This window comes from Staphylococcus sp. CoH_129_LAB_1, assembly GCF_058191515.1.
The window spans coordinates 20,568-40,069 of sequence record NZ_JBXWKZ010000001.1 but is presented as its reverse complement, the minus strand read 5'-3'; the positions used below and the strand labels follow the sequence as shown (position 1 = coordinate 40,069).

Sequence of the window (19,502 nt, the reverse complement as noted above, 5' to 3'; positions counted from 1 at the left end):
AGAGAGAAATAGTATTCATAAACCATTCGTCGTCTACTGTCGATACGTTAACATTTATATTACGACATACATTATGTCAATTAAAAAAGACAATTTCTATTGAAATAATATAGAAATTGTCTTTTTTAAAAATTAACTATAATTTTATTATGTAAACAAATATGACTTCTTAAAAACATTTTATATCTTACTTTTTATTATCATTATTATGACAGTATGGAATATATTTATATATTATTAATTCTATGTTTGCTATAATAATTTAAACATAAAAACATAATTTGAGGTGTTAATTTGGAAACAGGACGTATTGTTAAACTAATTAGTGGAGTATATCAAGTAGATGTTGGTGGAAAAAAATATAATACTAAACCTCGTGGTCTTTTTAGAAAGAAAAAGTTTTCTCCTGTAGTAGGAGATATCGTTGATTTTGACATTCAAAATGAAAACGAAGGTTACATTCACCATGTGCATGAGCGCCACAATGCATTAAAGCGTCCTCCAGTAAGTAATATTGATGGTCTGATTATTGTAATGAGTGCTGTTGAACCTGAGTTTTCAACACAATTGTTAGACAGATTTTTAGTGATAGCGCATTCTTATAACTTATCTCCCAGTATATTAGTCACTAAAAAAGATATTGCTAGTGAAACAGAAATCAAGCATATTGAAACAATATTAAATACATATAAGGAAATAGGATATTCTGTTCAATTTGTAGGTAAAGAAACTGATAAAGCTGATATTGTAAATAGTTGGCTCAATGGTTTAATTGTGCTGAGTGGACAATCAGGTGTTGGAAAATCAACATTCATCAATACGTTTAAACCAGAGCTAAATCTTGAAACAAATGATATTTCAAAGTCACTTAATCGAGGGAAACATACGACGAGACATGTAGAGTTATTTGAAAGAGAAAGTGGTTTTATAGCAGATACGCCTGGTTTTAGTGCACTTGATTTCGATCATATTGAAAAAGATGATTTAAAGTATTACTTTAAAGAAATTAATGATTTCGGAAATAATTGTAAATTTAGAAATTGTAATCATATTAAAGAGCCTAAATGTAACGTGAAGCATCAGTTAGAAGAAGATAATTTAGCACATTTTCGCTATGAACACTATATACAATTATTTAATGAAATTTCGAATAGAAAGGTTAGATATTAATGAGACAAATATTCCCTTCTTTATTATCAGTTGATTTTTTAAATTTAAAACATGAAATACAGTTATTAGAAGAAGCAAACGTTGACGGTTTACATTTTGATGTTATGGATGGTCAGTTTGTACCAAATATATCAATAGGATTACCCATATTAGATGCTGTAAGATCAACCACACAATTGCCAATTGATGTTCATTTAATGATTAAAAATCCTGAAAACTATATTGAGACATTCGCTAAACATGGAGCAGATATGATTTCAGTTCATATTGAGTCAACCTCTCATATTCATCGTGCCATTCAACATATAAAAAGTCTAGATAAAAAAGCAGGTGTAGTGATTAATCCTGGAACATCTGTAGACATGCTTGTACCTGTTCTTTCTATGGTGGATTATGTTCTAGTAATGACAGTTAATCCTGGATTTGGCGGGCAAACGTTTATAGATATGTGTGCTTCAAAAATTAAGCTGTTAAATGATTTGAAGTCATCTTTTAATTTAAATTTTGATATTGAAGTAGATGGTGGTATAAATGATAAAACGATAGATATTTGTGCAAAACATGGGGCAAACATTTTTGTTACTGGTTCTTACTTTTTTAAACAAGATGATTATAAAACAGTGACTAAAACATTGAGAGGTTGAGATAATGAAAATTAATTTACTATGTGGGAATCGTCATTTACCATCCTATATTTTTTCACAATTATCAACAGAATCTTGGGGTGGAATAGATCGAGGTACGTTAATTCTTTCTGAACAAAATATTGTACCCATTTTTTCAGTAGGCGACTTTGATTCGGTTAATGATGAAGAAAGAGAGATTTTGAAAAAGACATTAAATATTCATCCAGTTAAAGCAGAAAAAAATGATACTGATTTAGCATTAGGAGTAGAACAAGCTATTCAAAAAGGATATACAGAAATAAATATCTATGGGGCAACGGGTGGAAGATTAGATCATTTTATGGGAACTCTACAAATACTTCTAAAACCACGTTATATAAAAAAAGAAATTTTAATAAGAGTGATAGATAAGCAAAATGAAATCGTACTGCTTGATACTGGTACACACCAACTTCATCCATCTGATGAATATAAATATGTTTCATTCATTCCAGTAAATGGAGAAGTTATATTATCTTTATCTGGGTTTAAATATAATTTAAATCATCAGCATTTAGAAATAGGCTCTACACTGACAATTTCAAATGAAGTTAATCGACCGAAAGCGATGATCGAAGTTGAAAAAGGTCAAGTATTGCAAATGAGAAGCAGAGATTTATAGTAATAAAAAATGCCTTCACCACATATGAAGGCATTTTTAGTGCATTATATTTATTAAACTCTAGTAACTTTACCAGATTTTAAAGCACGAGCAGAAACCCAAACTTTTTTAGGTTTACCGTCAACTAAAATTCTAACTTTTTGAAGGTTAGCGTTAAATCTGCGTTTGTTCGCATTTAAAGCGTGTGAACGATTATTACCAGTCGTAGCTTTACGACCTGTTACGTAACATTGTTTACCCATCAAAGTACCTCCTTTAATAAATATAAATACACCAAACTACTTATATACTTAAATAAGATACCATATATTAATATTTAAAGCAATAAAATCATATGTAATTTATGATAATTTGTTTTGAAAATGTAAATCTATGGTATAATTAGCTATTGTGGAGTTATTATAATATATTTTTATATAGATTGGCTTATTTATGAATAGTTATCTTTATCATATATGTATACATCATTTTTTAAATATGATTTTAACCATAATTCAGGAGGATAATGAGTATGACATTAGAAATCTTAAATGACTATGGCAAAATTGATATCTCAAATGAGGTCATTGCTTCTGTTGTAGGAAGTAAAGCTGTAGAAAGTTATGGCATTGTAGGCATGGCATCTAGACAACAAGTAAGAGACGGTATTGCTGAAATATTAGGACATGAGAATTATGCTAAAGGCATTGTTGTTAAAGAAGATAATGGTGTGATTGATATAGATATGTACATCATTGTAAGCTATGGTGTGAAAATCTCTGAAGTAGCTAACAATGTACAGTCATCAGTAAAATATACACTTGAAAGTTCACTTAATATTAAAGTAAATTCTATTAATATTTTTGTACAAGGCGTAAGACTTAATAACAAGGGCAAGAAGGTATAGGAGGACAAAGCACGATGATTAGCAAAATTAATGGTAAATTATTTGCCGATATGATTATACAAGGGGCACACAATTTATCTAATAATGCAGATTTAGTTGATTCCCTTAATGTATATCCGGTACCTGATGGTGATACAGGGACAAATATGAATTTAACAATTACCTCAGGTCGCGAAGAAGTTGAAAATAATTTATCACAAAGTATTGGCGAATTAGGTAAAACTTTTTCTAAAGGACTTTTAATGGGAGCACGTGGTAATTCTGGCGTTATTTTATCTCAATTATTTAGAGGATTTTGCAAAAATATTGAAGATGAAAAAGAAATCAATGTTAAACAATTTGCTAGTAGTTTTCAAGCAGGTGTAGATACAGCTTATAAAGCAGTCATGAAACCGGTAGAAGGAACTATTTTGACTGTTGCTAAAGATGCAGCAAATGCGGCTATGACTAAAGCAGAAGAAACTGAAGATTGCATCGAAGTAATGGAATATACAATAGAAAAAGCCGAGCAATCTTTAAATAATACGCCGAATTTATTAGCAGTTTTAAAAGAAGTAGGCGTAGTGGATAGTGGCGGTAAAGGTTTACTATGTGTCTATGAAGGCTTTTTAAAAGGTCTAAAAGGCGAAAAAGTTGAAGCTAATAAGCAAAAGTTAGATACAGAAAATTTGGTTCATGAAGAACATGATTTTCATGGGGTCATTAATACGGAAGACATTAAGTACGGTTATTGTACTGAAATGATGGTCCGCTTTGGAAAAGATAAAAAAGAATTTAATGAGCAAACGTTCAGAAATGATATGAGTAAATTTGGAGATTCGTTACTAGTTATTAATGACGATGAAATAGTTAAAGTTCATGTACATACAGAAACACCGGGTGAGGTGTTTAATTATGGGCAACAATATGGTGAACTTATTAAATTAAAAGTAGAAAATATGCGTGAGCAACATCGTGAAGTAATTAGAAAAGAACAAAGTCATCAACAAGCAACATCTTCGCAACAACCTAAAACAGTTGAAACAGCAATAATTGCTATTTCAATGGGTGAAGGTATCTCTGAGTTGTTCACTTCAATGGGTGCTACACACATTATTAGTGGTGGGCAAACAATGAATCCTTCCACGGAGGATATTGTTAAGGTGATTGAACAGTCTGAGTGCCAGCGTGCAATTATCTTACCAAATAATAAAAATATTAGAATGTCTAGTGATCAAGCAGCACAACTCGTTAAAGCTGACACAGTAGTCATTCCAACTACATCTATTCCTCAAGGTATTGCAGCACTTTTCCAATATGATGTTGCATCTACGTTAGAAGAAAACGCGTCTCATATGAATACAGCTATAGAAACAGTTAAATCTGGTTCAATTACATTCGCTGTTAGAGACACTAAAATCGATGGCGTAGATATTAAAAAAGATGAATTTATGGGATTGTCTGAAAATAAAATTGTAACTAGTAATGCAGATGAATTTAAAACAATTACTGGCTTATTAAGTACATTGTTAAATGAAGAAAGTGAAATATTAACGGTTATTACTGGTGAAAATGCAGAATCTGATATGACAATTCAATTAGAAGAATGGGTAGAAAATGAATATCCAGATGTTGAAGTAGAAGTTCATAAAGGTGATCAACCAATTTATCCATATTTATTTGCTGTAGAATAAAATGAAGCTTAATAATGGGAGTGATAACGATGAGATAATTGTCGTTGTCACTCCCTATTTTATATATTAAGAGAAGAACTAAAAGATAAGATGATACTTGAGAATTTATTGATCCAAATAATAAGTTTAAGACTTTTATCGAATGAGCCTAATAAGTGCCCTAAAATAGCTAGCAAATAAAACCATATCCAAGATACTGAAATGGTAGCGATACTAAATGATATTTTCTCTATGCCATGATACATAGAAGCATTTGTACCAATAACCATAATAGTATCTATTATTGCATGTGGATTGAGAAGAGAGATAGATAAAAGCACTCATAGACTTATAAGTTTTAACTGTACTAGGTTTTTCATGCCAGCCAAGCGATATATATTAAAAAAAGAAGGCCAATGCTATCAATAATAAGCTGTAAAGTAGGCAAAGAGTTAATAATTAAGGAAACACCTAATACTGCAAGAGTAATAAAAAAAGTGTCGCACAATCCAGCAGTAATAATAACTGGTAATGTATGTATAAAACGTTTTTGATTTGCACCTTGATTAAACACAAAAATATTTTATGCACCTAAAGGTAAAAGAAGTCCAAGAGCTAATAAAAAACATGTAAAATAGATTGAAACATTGTACACTCTCTTTCGAAGTATTGTTAAAAGTAAATAGTGTGCATTTAAATGATTTTGGTTATGTTCATTTGTCTACCAACTATAGTAAGATTGTATCACTAAATTTTTATAACAAACGTGATAAAATATAAATAAGATTAAAAATATTAGGTGAGAAATAATGTCGAAAGTTAGTTTAATTGAAAGTCCATATCCGCTTCAATCTATTAAAGGTCTTGGACCAAGGAGAATTGCCTTACTACATGAATTAAATATTCATACAATAGAAGATTTAGTGTTGTATTTACCAACACGTTATGAGGATAATACCGTCGTAGATTTAAATTTAGCTGAAGACCAATCGACTGTGACAGTAGTAGGAGAAATTTATTCTGTACCCACTGTAGCTTTTTTTGGACGAAATAAATCAAAATTAACTGTTCATTTAATGATTGATAATATCGCAGTTAAATGCGTGTTCTTCAATCAACCGTATTTAAAAAAGAAAATTGAGTTAAATCAAACAGTGACAATAAAAGGGAAATGGAATCGTGCTAAACAGGAAATCAATGGAAATCGTATTATTTTTAATGACATTCATTCTTCTACTGAAGAAGTAAGATTAGAACCAGTGTATCGACTTAAAGAAGGTATTAAACAAAAACAGATGCGTGATATGATTCACCAGTCCCTTAATGATGTGACTATACATGAATGGATTACAGATGAACTAAGACAAAAGTATAAATTGGAATTATTAGATGATACTATTAAAACGTTGCATCTACCTAAAAATAAGCAAGATCTTATGCGAGCGAGACGTACATATGCTTTTACTGAATTATTTATGTTTGAGCTACGTATGCAATGGTTAAATCGCTTAGAAAAATCTTCGGATGAAGCCATCGAAATCAATTATGATATTAATAAAGTGAAGTCATTTATTCAGTCGTTACCTTTTGAATTAACAGATGCACAGAAATTGAGCGTTAATGAAATATTTAGAGATTTGAAGGCTCCAATACGCATGCACCGTTTATTACAAGGTGATGTTGGTTCAGGTAAAACAGTTGTAGCGGCAATTTGTATGTATGCACTCAAAACTGCTGGATATCAATCTGCACTGATGGTACCTACAGAAATTTTGGCTGAACAACACGCGAATAGCTTAACAGAACTTTTCGGTGATTATATGAATGTTGCTTTATTAACTGGATCGGTAAAAGGAAAAAAAAGACGTGTATTATTAGAACAATTAGAGAATGGAACAATAGATTGTTTAATTGGTACGCATGCATTGATTCAAGACGATGTACAGTTTAAAAATGTGGGGTTAGTTATCACTGATGAACAACATCGTTTTGGTGTGAATCAACGTCAATTGCTAAGAGAAAAAGGTGCTATGACTAACGTATTATTTATGACCGCGACCCCTATACCAAGAACGTTAGCTATTTCAGTATTTGGAGAAATGGATGTATCGTCAATTAAGCAATTACCTAAAGGTCGAAAGCCTATTATTACGCATTGGGCGAAACATGAACAATATGAACAAGTGTTAGCTCAAATGACAAGTGAACTAAAAAACGGACGTCAAGCCTATGTGATTTGTCCATTAATTGAAAGTTCTGAACATCTAGAAGATGTGCAAAATGTTGTTGAGCTTTTTGAGTCATTACAAGAGTTTTATGGTAAAACACATGTAGGATTATTACATGGGAAAATGTCTGCAGACGAAAAAGATGATGTAATGGCTCGTTTTAGTAATCATGATATTGATATCTTAGTATCTACAACTGTAGTTGAAGTAGGCGTAAATGTTCCTAATGCTACATTTATGATGATTTATGATGCTGATCGATTTGGATTATCCACATTACATCAACTTAGAGGTCGTGTTGGACGAGGTGAACATCAAAGTTACTGTGTATTAATTTCATCACCTAAAACAGAAACAGGTATAGAAAGAATGACGATTATGACACAAACTACAGATGGCTTTGAATTAAGTGAACGCGACTTAGAAATGAGAGGTCCTGGTGATTTCTTTGGAGTTAAACAAAGCGGTTTACCAGATTTTATGGTTGCTAATATAGTAGAAGATTATCGCATGTTAGAAGTAGCACGGTATGAAGCATCAGAACTAATTCAATCAGGAGAATTTTTTACTGAAAAATATGAACGTTTAAGAACATTTATCAATGATCATTTACTTAATATGAGTTTTGACTAGTCATTACACTAAAATTTAATTAATTGAATTATTTATTAAATGAAAATGTATTATTTGTTGAGGATAATAAATAGAAAGTGTTATGATATGTGAGGAATGATTAAGACTTGGTACTAAAATATTTAAAGGGGAGAAAAATATGAAGTTAAAAAAAACAGAACGTCGTCATGAGATTAAGAAGGCGATTAATGAAAACCCCTTTATTACGGATAATGAATTGTGTGAATTATTCAACGTAAGCATTCAAACTATCCGTCTAGATCGCACACATCTTAATATTCCTGAATTACGTAAACGTATTAAATCTGTAGCTAAACAAAATTATGAATACATTAAAGGATTGGAAGCTAATGAAGTGATTGGAGATCTTATTCAGGTTAAACCTAATCATTCTGCTCAATCTATTATAGAAATTACAGAAGAGTATGTGTTTCAAAAAACACTTATTGCGCGGGGGCATATTTTATTTGCTCAAGCTAATTCATTATGTGTAGCCCTTATACATAATTCTACTGTTTTAACTCAAGAAAGTAATTTGAAATTTATTGAAAAAGTAAAATTGCATGATAATGTTAGGGCAGAGGCAACCGTAATCAATAGAACAAATCAACATTATGATATAAAAGTCGAATCTTTTGTAAAAGATACACTAGTTTTTACAGGAATATTTAAAATGTTTTATATAAGTGAGGATGAAAACCATGGTTAAAATTGCTGTAGATATGATGGGTGGCGACAATGCACCAGAAATCGTATTAGAAGCTGTAGAAAAAGCAATCAATGATTTTAAAGATTTAGAAATTATTCTATTTGGTGATGAAAAACATTATACGTTAAATCATGAACGTATAGAGTTTCGACATTGTTCAGAAAAAATTGAGATGGAAGATGAACCTGTACGTGCAATTAAAAGAAAAAAGGATAGCTCAATGGTGCGTATGGCAGAAGCGGTTAAATCTGGTGAAGCAGATGGTTGTGTGTCTGCGGGTAATACAGGCGCTTTAATGTCAGCAGGGCTATTTATCGTCGGCCGTATTAAGGGGGTAGCTAGACCAGCACTAGTTGTAACATTACCTACTATTGATGGTAAAGGATTTGTCTTTTTAGATGTTGGAGCAAATGCAGATGCTAAGCCTGACCACTTATTGCAATATGCACAACTTGGTAATATTTACGCTCAAAAAATTAGAGGTATTCAACAACCCAAAATATCATTGTTGAATATTGGAACTGAACCAGCGAAAGGGAATGCTTTAACTAAAAAAACATATCAATTATTAAAAGATGAATCTACTATCCGATTTAATGGAAATATTGAGGCTAAGACATTGATGGAAGGTGACACAGACGTAGTAGTCACTGACGGTTATACTGGAAATATGGTTCTAAAAAATATTGAAGGTACTGCTAAATCAATCGGAAAAATGTTAAAAGGCACGCTACTGTCTAATTTAAAAAATAAACTTGCCGCAGCAATATTGAAAAAAGACATCAGTAAGTTTGCCAAAAAATTAGATTATGCAGAATATGGCGGTTCTGTTCTTTTGGGATTAGATGGTACTGTAGTAAAAGCACATGGTGGTTCAAATGCACGTGCATTTTATTCTGCAATTCGACAAGCTAAAATTGCTGGTGATGAACAAATAGTAAAAATTATGAGAGAAACGGTGGGTAGTGAAAATGAGTAAAACTGCAATTGTTTTTCCTGGACAAGGTGCACAAAAAGTAGGAATGGCTAAAGATTTATATAATGTTAATGAAGATGCAACTTCTATTTTAGAATCAGCACAAGCAACTGTTGATTTCGATTTGTTAGAAACGATGTTTACGGATAAAGATGAAAAATTAGGAGAAACCGAGAACACTCAACCTGCATTGTTAACACACAGTATTGCATTATTAAAAGCATTGAACCATATAGATGCTGATTATACAATGGGTCATAGTCTTGGTGAATATTCAAGTCTCGTAGCTGCTGGAGTACTAAAATTTGAAGATGCAGTGAAAATTGTACATAAGCGTGGTCAATTAATGACTCAAGCTTTTCCAAACGGTGTAGGAAGTATGGCTGCTGTTTTAGGATTAAGTTATGAAGAAGTAGATGGAATTTGTAAAGAAATTTCATTTGGAGATCAATTAATTGAACCTGCTAATATTAATGCGCCAGGTCAAATTGTTGTATCTGGTCATAAAGCGTTGATTGATAAATTAACTGAAGAAGGAAAAACTTTAGGTGCGAAACGCGTGATTCCTTTAGCGGTATCGGGACCATTCCATTCTTCAATGATGCAAGTAATTGAAGAAGATTTTGCTTCGTTTATTGATCAATTTACTTGGAATGATGCGCAATTTCCTATCGTACAAAACTATAATGCTCAAGGAGAAACAAAAGCAGACATTATTAAACAAAATATGGTGAAACAACTATATTCACCAGTACAATTTATTAAATCTACAGAGTGGTTAATAGATCAAGGCGTGGATCATTTTATTGAAATTGGACCTGGTAAAGTATTATCTGGTTTAATTAAAAAAATTAATCGAGATGTTAAAATTACATCAATTCAAACATTAGAAGATGTGAAAGGATGGAATGAAAATGACTAAAAGTGCATTAGTAACTGGAGCTTCTAGAGGTATTGGACGTAGTATTGCATTACAATTGGCAGAAGATGGATTCAATGTAGCAGTTAATTACGCTGGTAATAAAGAAAAAGCGGAAGCAGTAGTTAAAGAAATCAAAGAAAAAGGCGTTGAAAGTTTTGCAATACAAGCAAATGTTGCTGAAGGTGACGAAGTCAAAGCAATGATTAAAGAAGTTGTCAGTCAATTTGGTTCTTTAGATGTTCTTGTAAATAACGCAGGTATTACGAAAGATAATTTATTGATGCGTATGAAAGAGCAAGAATGGGATGACGTTATTAATACTAACTTAAAAGGTACATTTAATTGTATTCAAAAAGCTACTCCACAAATGTTACGTCAACGTAGTGGAGCTATTATCAATTTATCTAGTATTGTAGCGGCAATGGGTAATCCTGGACAAGCTAACTATGTTGCAACAAAAGCTGGTATTGAAGGACTAACAAAATCAAGCGCACGTGAGCTTGCTTCACGTGGCATCACTGTGAATGCAGTCGCACCTGGATTTATCGTCTCAGATATGACAAATGCATTAAATGATAATCTCAAATCACAAATGTTAGAACAAATTCCATTATCACGTTTTGGAGAAGATAAAGATATTGCTTATGCGGTGTCATTTTTAGCATCTGATCGTGCGAAATATATTACAGGTCAAACATTATCAGTCAATGGTGGCATGTATATGTAATATATGCACACAATGTGTTTAAAGAGATAAATAGTCATTATATCCTTTTAATAAATACTTGTGTTTTAGCCCTTAAAATGGGAAAATATAATAGTCTATGGATAGACAATTTTAAAGGAGGTGAATCGACGTGGAAAACTTCGATAAAGTAAAAGATATCATCGTTGATCGTTTAGGTGTTGACGCTGATAAAGTAACAGAAGATGCATCTTTCAAAGATGATTTAGGCGCTGACTCACTTGATATCGCTGAATTAGTAATGGAATTAGAAGACGAATTTGGTACTGAAATTCCTGATGAAGAAGCTGAAAAAATCAACACTGTTGGTGACGCAGTTAAATACATCAATAGTCTTGAAAAATAAAAACTTACATCTGAGTCGTCGTCAAGATGGCTCAGATTTTTTTCATAAGACATCAATAACATGAATGGAGGGTTATAAACAATGCATCCGAAACAATCAGAAATGCTCAATGACTTTAAATATAAATTTGATAAAAAAATGAAGATGCTTGGCCTTAGTTATACTCAATTAGATGTGTATCAACAAGCATTTTCACACTCTAGCTTTATTAATGATTTTAATATGGATCGATTAGCTCATAATGAGCGTTTAGAATTTTTAGGAGATGCGGTATTAGAATTGACGGTTTCACGTTATCTTTTTGATAAATATCCTAATTTACCTGAAGGAAATTTAACTAAAATGAGAGCAACAATAGTATGTGAACCTTCACTTGTAATATTTGCAAATAAAATTGAATTAAATCAATTAATTTTACTTGGAAAAGGTGAAGAAAAAACAGGTGGTAGAACAAGGCCTTCATTAGTATCAGATGCTTTTGAAGCGTTTATTGGGGCTTTATACTTAGATCAAGGATTAGAAGTAGTATGGAAATTTGCTCAAAAAGTCATTTTTCCGTACGTAGAACACAATGAATTAATTGGTGTAGTCGATTTTAAAACACAATTCCAAGAATATATTCATAGTCAAAGTAAAGGTGATGTGACGTATCGTTTAATTAAAGAAGAAGGTCCAGCACACCATCGTTTATTTACATCTGAATTGATTTTAGAAAATAAAGCGATCGCAAAAGGACAAGGTAGAACAAAAAAAGAGTCTGAACAAAAAGCAGCTGAAAGTGCTTATCATATGTTAAGAGATGAGAACAAATAATAATGAACGTATTTCATATATTATCTTCTTTTCAACAAGAATGAGTATGAATGAATTAAGGAGAAGAGTATGGTTTATTTGAAATCTATAGATACTATTGGTTTTAAGTCATTTGCAGATCGAACGAATGTACAGTTTGATAAAGGTGTGACAGCAATCGTTGGCCCAAATGGTAGTGGCAAAAGTAATATTACTGATGCTATTAAATGGGTTTTAGGAGAACAATCCGCTAAGTCGCTTCGTGGTTCTAAAATGGAAGACATTATTTTCTCAGGAGCAGAACATCGTCAGGCACAAAATTATGCAGAAGTACAATTAAAATTAGATAATTTTACAAGAGAGTTGCAGATTGATGCTGATGATGTTGTTGTAACACGTCGTCTTTATCGTAGTGGAGAAAGTGAATATTATTTAAATAATGAAAGGGCACGCCTACGCGATATAACAGAGTTATTTTTAGATTCTGGTCTAGGAAAAGAAGCATTTAGCATTATCTCACAAGGTAGAGTAGATGAAATTTTAAACGCTAAACCTGTTGACCGACGTCAAATTATAGAAGAATCAGCAGGTGTTTTAAAGTATAAAAAAAGAAAAACTGAATCTTTACAAAAGCTAGGTCACACAGAAGATAATCTGTCTCGAGTAGAGGATATTTTATATGATTTAGAAGGGCGTGTAGAACCTTTAAAGGCAGAAGCATCTATTGCTAAAGAATACTTACAATTATCAAAAGAGATGAAGCATAGCGATGTTGTCGTGACCGTACACGACATTAATCAATACGATGAAGATAATCGTCGACTAGATGAACGATTGAATCATCTGAAAAGTCAACAAGCTGAAAAAGAAGGTCAAAAAGCTCAATTTAATCAATATTTACAAAAACAAAAAGCACAACGCCAAAAAATTGAAAAAGATATCGAACACGCTAATATAGATTTAATTACTACAACTGAAGAATATGAAAAATTTACTGGAAAATTAAATGTACTTGAAGAGCGAAAAAAAAATCAATCAGAAACGAATGCACGTTTTGAAGAAGAATTAGATAATTTACAGTATGAATTAAAGAATGTTCAAAATGAAAGAAAAAATTCTGTAGAACAAGTTTCTAAGCTTAAAGAACAACAAAAATCACTTAATAAAGAAATTAGACATTTAGAATCAAAACTAAATCTTACAGATGAACAACATGATGAAAAATTAGAAACTATTAAAAATGAGTATTATGAATTAATGTCTGAGCAATCAGAAGTAAATAACGATATTCGTTTTTTAGAACGTACAATTCAAGAAAATGAAAACAAAAAAATACGTCTTGATGCAAGATTAATAGAAGTATTTGATCAACTTAAACAGATTCAAAGTGATATTCATCAAACAGAAGAAGCACATACTACGACGTCACAAAAAATGAATGTGACAGAAAGAGAAATACGTGATGTTGAACATCGTTTATCTGAAGCGAAACACATAGAAGCGACATATGAAGATAAGTTATATCAAGCCTATCGATATACTGATAAAATGCGTGTGCGTATGGAAAGTTTAGAAACACAAGCAGAAGACTACGCCTACTTTTTTAATGGAGTAAAACATATATTAAAGGCAAAAGAGCATACTTTAAGTGGTATTCACGATGCAGTAGCTGAAGTCATCAAAGTACCTTCAAAATTGACACAAGCGATTGAAACAGCGTTAGGAGCCTCATTACAGCATATTATTGTAAATAGTGAAAAAGATGGTCGCCAAGCGATAAAATTTTTAAAACAACAAGGTTTAGGAAGAGCCACATTTTTACCGTTAAATGTCATTAGAGCAAGAAGTTTACCTCATAATATTCAAAATGTAGCTCGAAATTTTGATGGTTTTATTAATATTGCATCTGAAGCGGTTGAAGTTAATCAAACGTATCAAGCTGTTATAGATAACTTGATGGGTACTACAATTATTGTGGAGAATCTTAAAATTGCGAATGAACTTGCAAGAGCGATTCAATATAAAGCACGAATTGTTACCTTAGAAGGGGACCTCGTGAATCCAGGAGGATCAATGACTGGTGGCGGAATGCGTCAATCAAAAAGTATCTTAGCAAAAAAAGATGAATTGGTAACAATGAAATCACAATTACAAGATTACGAGACGCAAACAAAAGAGTTTGAGCATCGATTGCAAAAGCAAAAGGATGAAGTTGAAACATTAAGTAATAAATATGTAGATTTAAGTCAACAATATAATCATTTAAAAACAACTGCTCACGAAGAAACATTGACTTTAGATCGATTGAAAAAACAAGAAACGCATATAAAAAGTGAACATGAAGAATTTGAATTTGAGAAAAACGATGGTTATCAAAATGAAAAAAGTCGTTACACACTGAAACAACAACAATCGCGTTTATCTGAAATTCAAGAGCAACTAAAAAAACTAGAAAATGACATAGAGGTATATTCAAAACTTTCTAAAGAGGGTAAAGAAAATGTATCGCAAGTTGAAAAACAATTAAATCAAAAACGCTCTGATGTTGCAGTTGTTAGGGAAAAAATAAGTCATCAAACAATGTCACTGGAAAGAATAGATAAACAACTTGCACATATTAATCAACAAATCATAGCAACTAAAGAGAAAATAGAATTATTTAATTCTGATGATATGATGGGCGAAAAAGCATTTCAACAGCTTCAATCCAATATCCAAGATAAAGCGTCTCAACGTGATAAGTTAAAACGAAATCTCGATGTTTTAAAAGAACAAAAAGACTCTGTAAATGAAGATATTGAAATTCATGAGTATAAACTCGAACAATGCCATCAAGATTTAATATCAATTGAAAGTTTTTATCAAGATATTAAGGCCCAACAATCTAAATTAGATGTTCTTATTAACCATGCAATGAATCATTTAAATGAAATGTATCATCTTACGCTTGAACGTGCGAGAGAAACTTATCAATCTGATGTTCCAATAGAATCATTAAGAAAAAAAGTAAAATTAACTAAGATGTCAATTGAAGAATTAGGTCCAGTTAATATTAATGCAATTGAACAATTTGAAGAATTAAATGAACGTTATACTTTTTTAAATGAGCAAAGAAATGATTTAAGAGAAGCAAAACAAACCTTAGAACAAATTATTGATGAAATGGATCAAGAAGTAAAAGATCGCTTTAAAGCTACTTTTCTTGAAGTACAAGATTATTTCACAACTGTCTTCCAATCACTTTTTGGTGGTGGACATGCTAAATTAGAGCTTACGGATGATGATTACTTATCTGCAGGGGTAGATATTATTGTTCAACCACCAGGTAAAAAATTGCAAAATTTATCTTTATTAAGTGGTGGTGAACGCGCATTAAGTGCCATTGCATTGCTATTTGCTATCTTAAAGGTAAGGTCAGCACCATTTGTTATACTAGACGAAGTAGAAGCCGCTTTGGATGAAGCTAATGTTATTCGTTATGCACAATTTTTAAGTGATTTATCAGAAAAAACACAGTTTATCGTAATTACGCATAGAAAAGGTACCATGGAGTACTCGGATCGCTTGTATGGTGTTACAATGCAAGAGTCAGGTGTTTCAAAATTAGTAAGTGTAAATTTAAATACAATAGATGAGGTTATGAAGGAGGAAAACGCATGAGTTTTTTTAAACGGCTAAAAGACAAATTTTCTACAAAGTCGACTGAAGATATTGAAAAAGAATTGACAGAAGATGATGAATTAGATCAATCATCAACAAAAGAGACTGTTCAAGAAAATGAAGAATCTGCTCCTAAAAAGAAAAAACCACGTAAATTAAGTGAAGCTGACTTCGATGAAGATGGATTAATCTCGATTGAAGATTTTGAAGAAATTGAAGCTCAAAAAATGGGAGCGAAATTTAAAGCAGGTTTAGAAAAATCAAGAGAAAACTTCCAAGAGCAACTTAATAACTTGATTGCACGTTATAGAACCGTTGATGAAGATTTCTTCGAAGCTTTAGAAGAAATGCTGATTACTGCAGATGTTGGTTTTAATACTGTCATGCAATTAACTGAAGAATTACGTACAGAAGCACAACGTCGTAATATCAAGGAAACTGAAAATTTAAGAGAAGTTATTGTTGAAAAAATTGTAGAAATATATCATCAAGAAGACGATCATTCAGAAGCAATGAATATCGAAGATGGTCGTTTAAATATCATTTTAATGGTTGGAGTTAATGGTGTAGGTAAAACTACAACGATTGGTAAATTGGCACATCGCTATAAAATGGAAGGTAAAAAAGTTATGTTGGCTGCTGGTGATACTTTCAGAGCGGGTGCAATTGAGCAATTACAAGTTTGGGGCGATCGTGTAGGCGTAGAGGTAATCAGACAAAACGAAGGTTCTGATCCTGCAGCAGTCGTTTATGATGCGATTAATGCGGCTAAAAATAAAGGTATAGATATTTTAATCTGTGATACAGCAGGTCGTTTACAAAATAAATCGAACTTAATGCAAGAATTAGATAAAATGAAACGTGTCATTAGTCGTGCTGTTCCAGATGCGCCACATGAAGCATTATTATGTTTAGACGCAACAACTGGTCAAAATGCATTATCACAAGCGCGGTCATTTAAAGAAGTAACCAATGTTTCAGGTATTGTTCTTACCAAATTAGATGGTACAGCAAAAGGTGGTATTGTCCTTGCTATTAGAAACGAATTGCATATTCCAGTAAAATACGTTGGTCTAGGTGAAAAACTAGATGATTTACAACCATTTAATCCTGAAAGTTATGTATATGGATTATTTGCTGATATGATTGAGCAAAATGATAATATCCCTGATGAAGTCCAAAACTTAGTAGATAATAATGAGGAATACCAAAATGGGGAAAAATGACTTAGTTAAAACGTTAAGAATGAATTATCTATTTGATTTTTATCATTCTTTACTTACTGAAAAACAAAAAAACTATCTTGAATTATTTTATCTAAAGGATTATTCATTAAGTGAAATTGCTGAAACATTTAAAGTGAGTAGACAAGCGGTTTATGATAATATAAGAAGAACTGGCGATTTAGTAGAAGATTATGAAAATAAATTAAAGTTATATGAGAAATTTGAACAACGTCAAAAGATTTATAACGAAATGAAACAATCCATTTATGATACAAAAAAATTGCAACATTTAATACAAGAATTAGAAGAACTAGAATAATTTATAAGGAGGTTGTTAATATGGCATTTGAAGGATTATCCGATCGTTTACAAGCTACGATGCAAAAAATTCGTGGTAAAGGTAAAGTAACAGAAGCGGATATTAAAACAATGATGCGTGAAGTTAGACTAGCATTGTTAGAAGCCGATGTTAACTTCAAGGTAGTTAAAGACTTTGTTAAAACAGTTTCTGAACGTGCTTTGGGGTCAGACGTAATGCAGTCGTTAACGCCTGGACAACAAGTTATAAAGATAGTACAAGATGAATTAACACAATTAATGGGTGGAGAAAATACATCTATTAAAATGGCTAATAAGCCACCAACAGTTGTAATGATGGTTGGTTTACAAGGGGCAGGTAAAACAACTACTGCTGGTAAATTGGCATTATTAATGCGTAAAAAATATAATAAAAAACCAATGTTAGTAGCAGCCGATGTATATCGTCCAGCTGCGATTAATCAGTTACAAACAGTAGGTAAACAACTTGATGTACCTGTTTATAGTGAAGGTGATCAAGTTAAACCGCAACAAATTGTAGAGAATGCATTAAGATATGCAAAAGAAGAACATTTGGACTTTGTAATTATCGATACTGCGGGACGTTTACACATTGATGAAGCATTAATGAGTGAATTAACTGATGTTAAAGAAATCTCAAAACCAGATGAAATTATGCTTGTGGTTGATGCGATGACAGGACAAGATGCTGTGAATGTTGCGCAATCATTCGATGAGCAATTAGATGTCTCTGGTGTGACTTTAACTAAATTAGATGGAGATACTCGTGGTGGTGCTGCACTATCTATTCGTGCAGTAACACATAAACCAATCAAATTTGTAGGTATGAGTGAAAAAATGGATGGTTTAGAATTATTCCATCCAGAGCGTATGGCATCTCGTATACTAGGTATGGGTGACGTATTAAGTCTTATCGAAAAAGCGCAACAAGATGTAGACCAAGAAAAAGCTAAAGATTTAGAGAAGAAAATGCGTGAGTCTTCATTCACATTAGATGACTTCTTAGAGCAATTGGATCAAGTGAAGAATCTAGGACCACTGGATGATATTATGAAAATGATCCCAGGAATGAATAAAATGAAGGGTCTAGATAAGCTAAATATGAGTGATAAACAAATTGACCATATTAAAGCTATCATTCAATCAATGACACCTAATGAAAGACAAGATCCGGCAATTTTAAATGTTTCAAGAAAGAAACGCATTGCAAAAGGTTCAGGTCGTTCATTGCAAGAAGTTAATCGCTTAATGAAGCAATTTAATGATATGAAAAAAATGATGAAACAATTTACGGGTAATGGTCGTAAAGGTAAAAAAGGTAAACGTAGCCAAATGGAAAATATGTTAAAAGGCATGAATTTACCATTCTAAATAACAGAATTAATGAAGAGACTGTGGGACATAATTCCTAGCAAAATAGCCAGTAAATGAGTGTATTATAAATTCATTTACTGGCTTCTTTATTTACAATACTATGTATTGTTGGCTCGCTTTCTTATGGGACAGTTTCAGCCTGTCCTACTCCCTCAAGAGTCTCGGCAAAATACTTTGTGTTTATATGTAATTTTACATTGAAATACTTAAAAAATAAGGGACTTTCGTATAATTTAATAAAAACCACTAAACTAAATTAACAAGGTGCCTTATATATAAAGAATATAACATGATTCTACTTACTCTACTAATGGCACTCAATATAAGAAAACGAGCAACCCAACGAGTTGAAAATAATCAAAAATTTATAAAAAAGACAAGTTCTATATTATTTCAATAGAACTTGTCTTTTTTCACTTATCTAGCAACTTTATGTCCCAGACTCTTTTCACGAATAAGGAAAGGAATATATATGCATTAGCATACGTATGACAATGCAAGTTTTAAAAAATCTATATTTGGTAAAGAAAAAAGTCTTTACAAAGTTGGATGTTCCT

The 19,502-nt window shown here is 31.9% G+C and carries 17 protein-coding genes and 1 pseudogene; 16 read left to right on the top strand and 2 right to left on the bottom strand.

Annotation, left to right across the window (positions count from 1 at the left end):
• Positions 1 to 294 precede the first annotated feature (294 nt).
• The 3 genes from rsgA to AC2FB1_RS00165 are packed head-to-tail and all read left to right on the top strand — an operon-like array spanning position 295 to position 2,457.
• Positions 295 to 1,170 carry a ribosome small subunit-dependent GTPase A gene (gene rsgA / locus AC2FB1_RS00175; RefSeq protein WP_490673268.1) on the top strand — a complete coding sequence of 292 codons (876 nt, stop codon included), beginning with the start codon at positions 295 to 297 and terminating at the stop codon, positions 1,168 to 1,170.
• Entirely contained in the window at positions 1,170 to 1,814 is a 645-nt protein-coding gene (gene rpe, locus AC2FB1_RS00170) for a ribulose-phosphate 3-epimerase (protein WP_490673267.1), read from the top strand. The genes rsgA and rpe overlap by 1 nt, the downstream gene beginning before the upstream one ends.
• Positions 1,815 to 1,818: 4 nt before the next feature.
• On the top strand, positions 1,819 to 2,457 hold the full coding sequence (locus AC2FB1_RS00165) for a thiamine diphosphokinase (protein ID WP_490673266.1): 639 nt from the start codon (positions 1,819 to 1,821) through the stop codon (positions 2,455 to 2,457).
• Positions 2,458 to 2,510: 53 nt separating this feature from the next.
• Here the strand turns inward: AC2FB1_RS00165 and rpmB are convergent, their stop codons facing one another.
• Positions 2,511 to 2,699, bottom strand: a complete 189-nt coding sequence (rpmB, locus tag AC2FB1_RS00160; protein WP_002448748.1) for a 50S ribosomal protein L28 — start codon at positions 2,697 to 2,699, stop codon at positions 2,511 to 2,513.
• A 269-nt stretch (positions 2,700 to 2,968) separates the two neighbouring features.
• Between rpmB and AC2FB1_RS00155 the strand changes: the two genes are divergently transcribed.
• Both AC2FB1_RS00155 and fakA read left to right on the top strand, forming a co-directional pair.
• Positions 2,969 to 3,343 (top strand): Asp23/Gls24 family envelope stress response protein, encoded by a 375-nt coding sequence (locus AC2FB1_RS00155; protein WP_002448841.1) that lies wholly within the window; start codon positions 2,969 to 2,971, stop codon positions 3,341 to 3,343.
• A 14-nt stretch (positions 3,344 to 3,357) separates the two neighbouring features.
• Positions 3,358 to 5,016 (top strand): fatty acid kinase catalytic subunit FakA, encoded by a 1,659-nt coding sequence (gene fakA / locus AC2FB1_RS00150; RefSeq protein WP_490673265.1) that lies wholly within the window; start codon positions 3,358 to 3,360, stop codon positions 5,014 to 5,016.
• 59 nt (positions 5,017 to 5,075) lie between these two features.
• Here the strand turns inward: fakA and AC2FB1_RS00145 are convergent.
• A pseudogene (locus AC2FB1_RS00145) lies at positions 5,076 to 5,643 on the bottom strand (LysE/ArgO family amino acid transporter).
• A 161-nt stretch (positions 5,644 to 5,804) separates the two neighbouring features.
• Here AC2FB1_RS00145 and recG point away from each other — a divergent pair.
• The 11 genes from recG to ffh all read left to right on the top strand — a co-directional run bounded on the left by recG (position 5,805) and on the right by ffh (position 18,942).
• The gene (recG, locus tag AC2FB1_RS00140) at positions 5,805 to 7,856 is read left to right on the top strand and encodes an ATP-dependent DNA helicase RecG (protein WP_490673264.1); all 2,052 of its coding nucleotides are present in this window, start codon (positions 5,805 to 5,807) and stop codon (positions 7,854 to 7,856) included.
• Positions 7,857 to 7,995: 139 nt separating this feature from the next.
• On the top strand, positions 7,996 to 8,565 hold the full coding sequence (gene fapR, locus AC2FB1_RS00135) for a transcription factor FapR (RefSeq protein ID WP_490673263.1): 570 nt from the start codon (positions 7,996 to 7,998) through the stop codon (positions 8,563 to 8,565).
• Entirely contained in the window at positions 8,558 to 9,544 is a 987-nt protein-coding gene (plsX, locus tag AC2FB1_RS00130) for a phosphate acyltransferase PlsX (protein ID WP_490673262.1), read from the top strand. The genes fapR and plsX overlap by 8 nt, the downstream gene beginning before the upstream one ends.
• Positions 9,537 to 10,463 (top strand): ACP S-malonyltransferase, encoded by a 927-nt coding sequence (fabD, locus tag AC2FB1_RS00125; protein ID WP_490673261.1) that lies wholly within the window; start codon positions 9,537 to 9,539, stop codon positions 10,461 to 10,463. Before plsX ends, fabD begins: the two co-directional genes overlap by 8 nt.
• The gene (gene fabG, locus AC2FB1_RS00120; RefSeq protein WP_490673260.1) at positions 10,456 to 11,190 is read left to right on the top strand and encodes a 3-oxoacyl-[acyl-carrier-protein] reductase; all 735 of its coding nucleotides are present in this window, start codon (positions 10,456 to 10,458) and stop codon (positions 11,188 to 11,190) included. The genes fabD and fabG overlap by 8 nt, the downstream gene beginning before the upstream one ends.
• Before the next feature lie 130 nt (positions 11,191 to 11,320).
• Positions 11,321 to 11,554, top strand: coding sequence for an acyl carrier protein (locus AC2FB1_RS00115; protein WP_001830184.1), 234 nt, complete (start codon positions 11,321 to 11,323; stop codon positions 11,552 to 11,554).
• Positions 11,555 to 11,635: 81 nt separating this feature from the next.
• Complete coding sequence (rnc, locus tag AC2FB1_RS00110; RefSeq protein ID WP_490673259.1) at positions 11,636 to 12,367, top strand: ribonuclease III; 732 nt, start codon at positions 11,636 to 11,638, stop codon at positions 12,365 to 12,367.
• Between the two features lie 69 nt (positions 12,368 to 12,436).
• Positions 12,437 to 16,006 (top strand): chromosome segregation protein SMC, encoded by a 3,570-nt coding sequence (gene smc, locus AC2FB1_RS00105; protein WP_490673258.1) that lies wholly within the window; start codon positions 12,437 to 12,439, stop codon positions 16,004 to 16,006.
• Positions 16,003 to 17,232, top strand: a complete 1,230-nt coding sequence (ftsY, locus tag AC2FB1_RS00100) for a signal recognition particle-docking protein FtsY (protein WP_490673257.1) — start codon at positions 16,003 to 16,005, stop codon at positions 17,230 to 17,232. Before smc ends, ftsY begins: the two co-directional genes overlap by 4 nt.
• Entirely contained in the window at positions 17,219 to 17,551 is a 333-nt protein-coding gene (locus AC2FB1_RS00095) for a putative DNA-binding protein (RefSeq protein ID WP_490673256.1), read from the top strand. The genes ftsY and AC2FB1_RS00095 overlap by 14 nt, the downstream gene beginning before the upstream one ends.
• A gap of 20 nt (positions 17,552 to 17,571) precedes the next feature.
• Entirely contained in the window at positions 17,572 to 18,942 is a 1,371-nt protein-coding gene (ffh, locus tag AC2FB1_RS00090) for a signal recognition particle protein (protein ID WP_490673255.1), read from the top strand.
• Positions 18,943 to 19,502: the final 560 nt, after the last annotated feature.

Bases quoted from the DNA above. Each gene is read 5' to 3' on its own strand.
- rpe (WP_490673267.1), top strand. From the start codon at position 1,170: ATGAGACAAATATTCCCTTCTTTATTATCAGTTGATTTTTTAAATTTA.
- AC2FB1_RS00165 (WP_490673266.1), top strand. From the start codon at position 1,819: ATGAAAATTAATTTACTATGTGGGAATCGTCATTTACCATCCTATATT.
- rpmB (WP_002448748.1), bottom strand. From the start codon at position 2,699: ATGGGTAAACAATGTTACGTAACAGGTCGTAAAGCTACGACTGGTAAT.
- AC2FB1_RS00155 (WP_002448841.1), top strand. From the start codon at position 2,969: ATGACATTAGAAATCTTAAATGACTATGGCAAAATTGATATCTCAAAT.
- fakA (WP_490673265.1), top strand. From the start codon at position 3,358: ATGATTAGCAAAATTAATGGTAAATTATTTGCCGATATGATTATACAA.
- recG (WP_490673264.1), top strand. From the start codon at position 5,805: ATGTCGAAAGTTAGTTTAATTGAAAGTCCATATCCGCTTCAATCTATT.
- fapR (WP_490673263.1), top strand. From the start codon at position 7,996: ATGAAGTTAAAAAAAACAGAACGTCGTCATGAGATTAAGAAGGCGATT.
- plsX (WP_490673262.1), top strand. From the start codon at position 8,558: ATGGTTAAAATTGCTGTAGATATGATGGGTGGCGACAATGCACCAGAA.
- fabD (WP_490673261.1), top strand. From the start codon at position 9,537: ATGAGTAAAACTGCAATTGTTTTTCCTGGACAAGGTGCACAAAAAGTA.
- fabG (WP_490673260.1), top strand. From the start codon at position 10,456: ATGACTAAAAGTGCATTAGTAACTGGAGCTTCTAGAGGTATTGGACGT.
- rnc (WP_490673259.1), top strand. From the start codon at position 11,636: ATGCATCCGAAACAATCAGAAATGCTCAATGACTTTAAATATAAATTT.
- smc (WP_490673258.1), top strand. From the start codon at position 12,437: ATGGTTTATTTGAAATCTATAGATACTATTGGTTTTAAGTCATTTGCA.
- ftsY (WP_490673257.1), top strand. From the start codon at position 16,003: ATGAGTTTTTTTAAACGGCTAAAAGACAAATTTTCTACAAAGTCGACT.
- AC2FB1_RS00095 (WP_490673256.1), top strand. From the start codon at position 17,219: ATGGGGAAAAATGACTTAGTTAAAACGTTAAGAATGAATTATCTATTT.
- ffh (WP_490673255.1), top strand. From the start codon at position 17,572: ATGGCATTTGAAGGATTATCCGATCGTTTACAAGCTACGATGCAAAAA.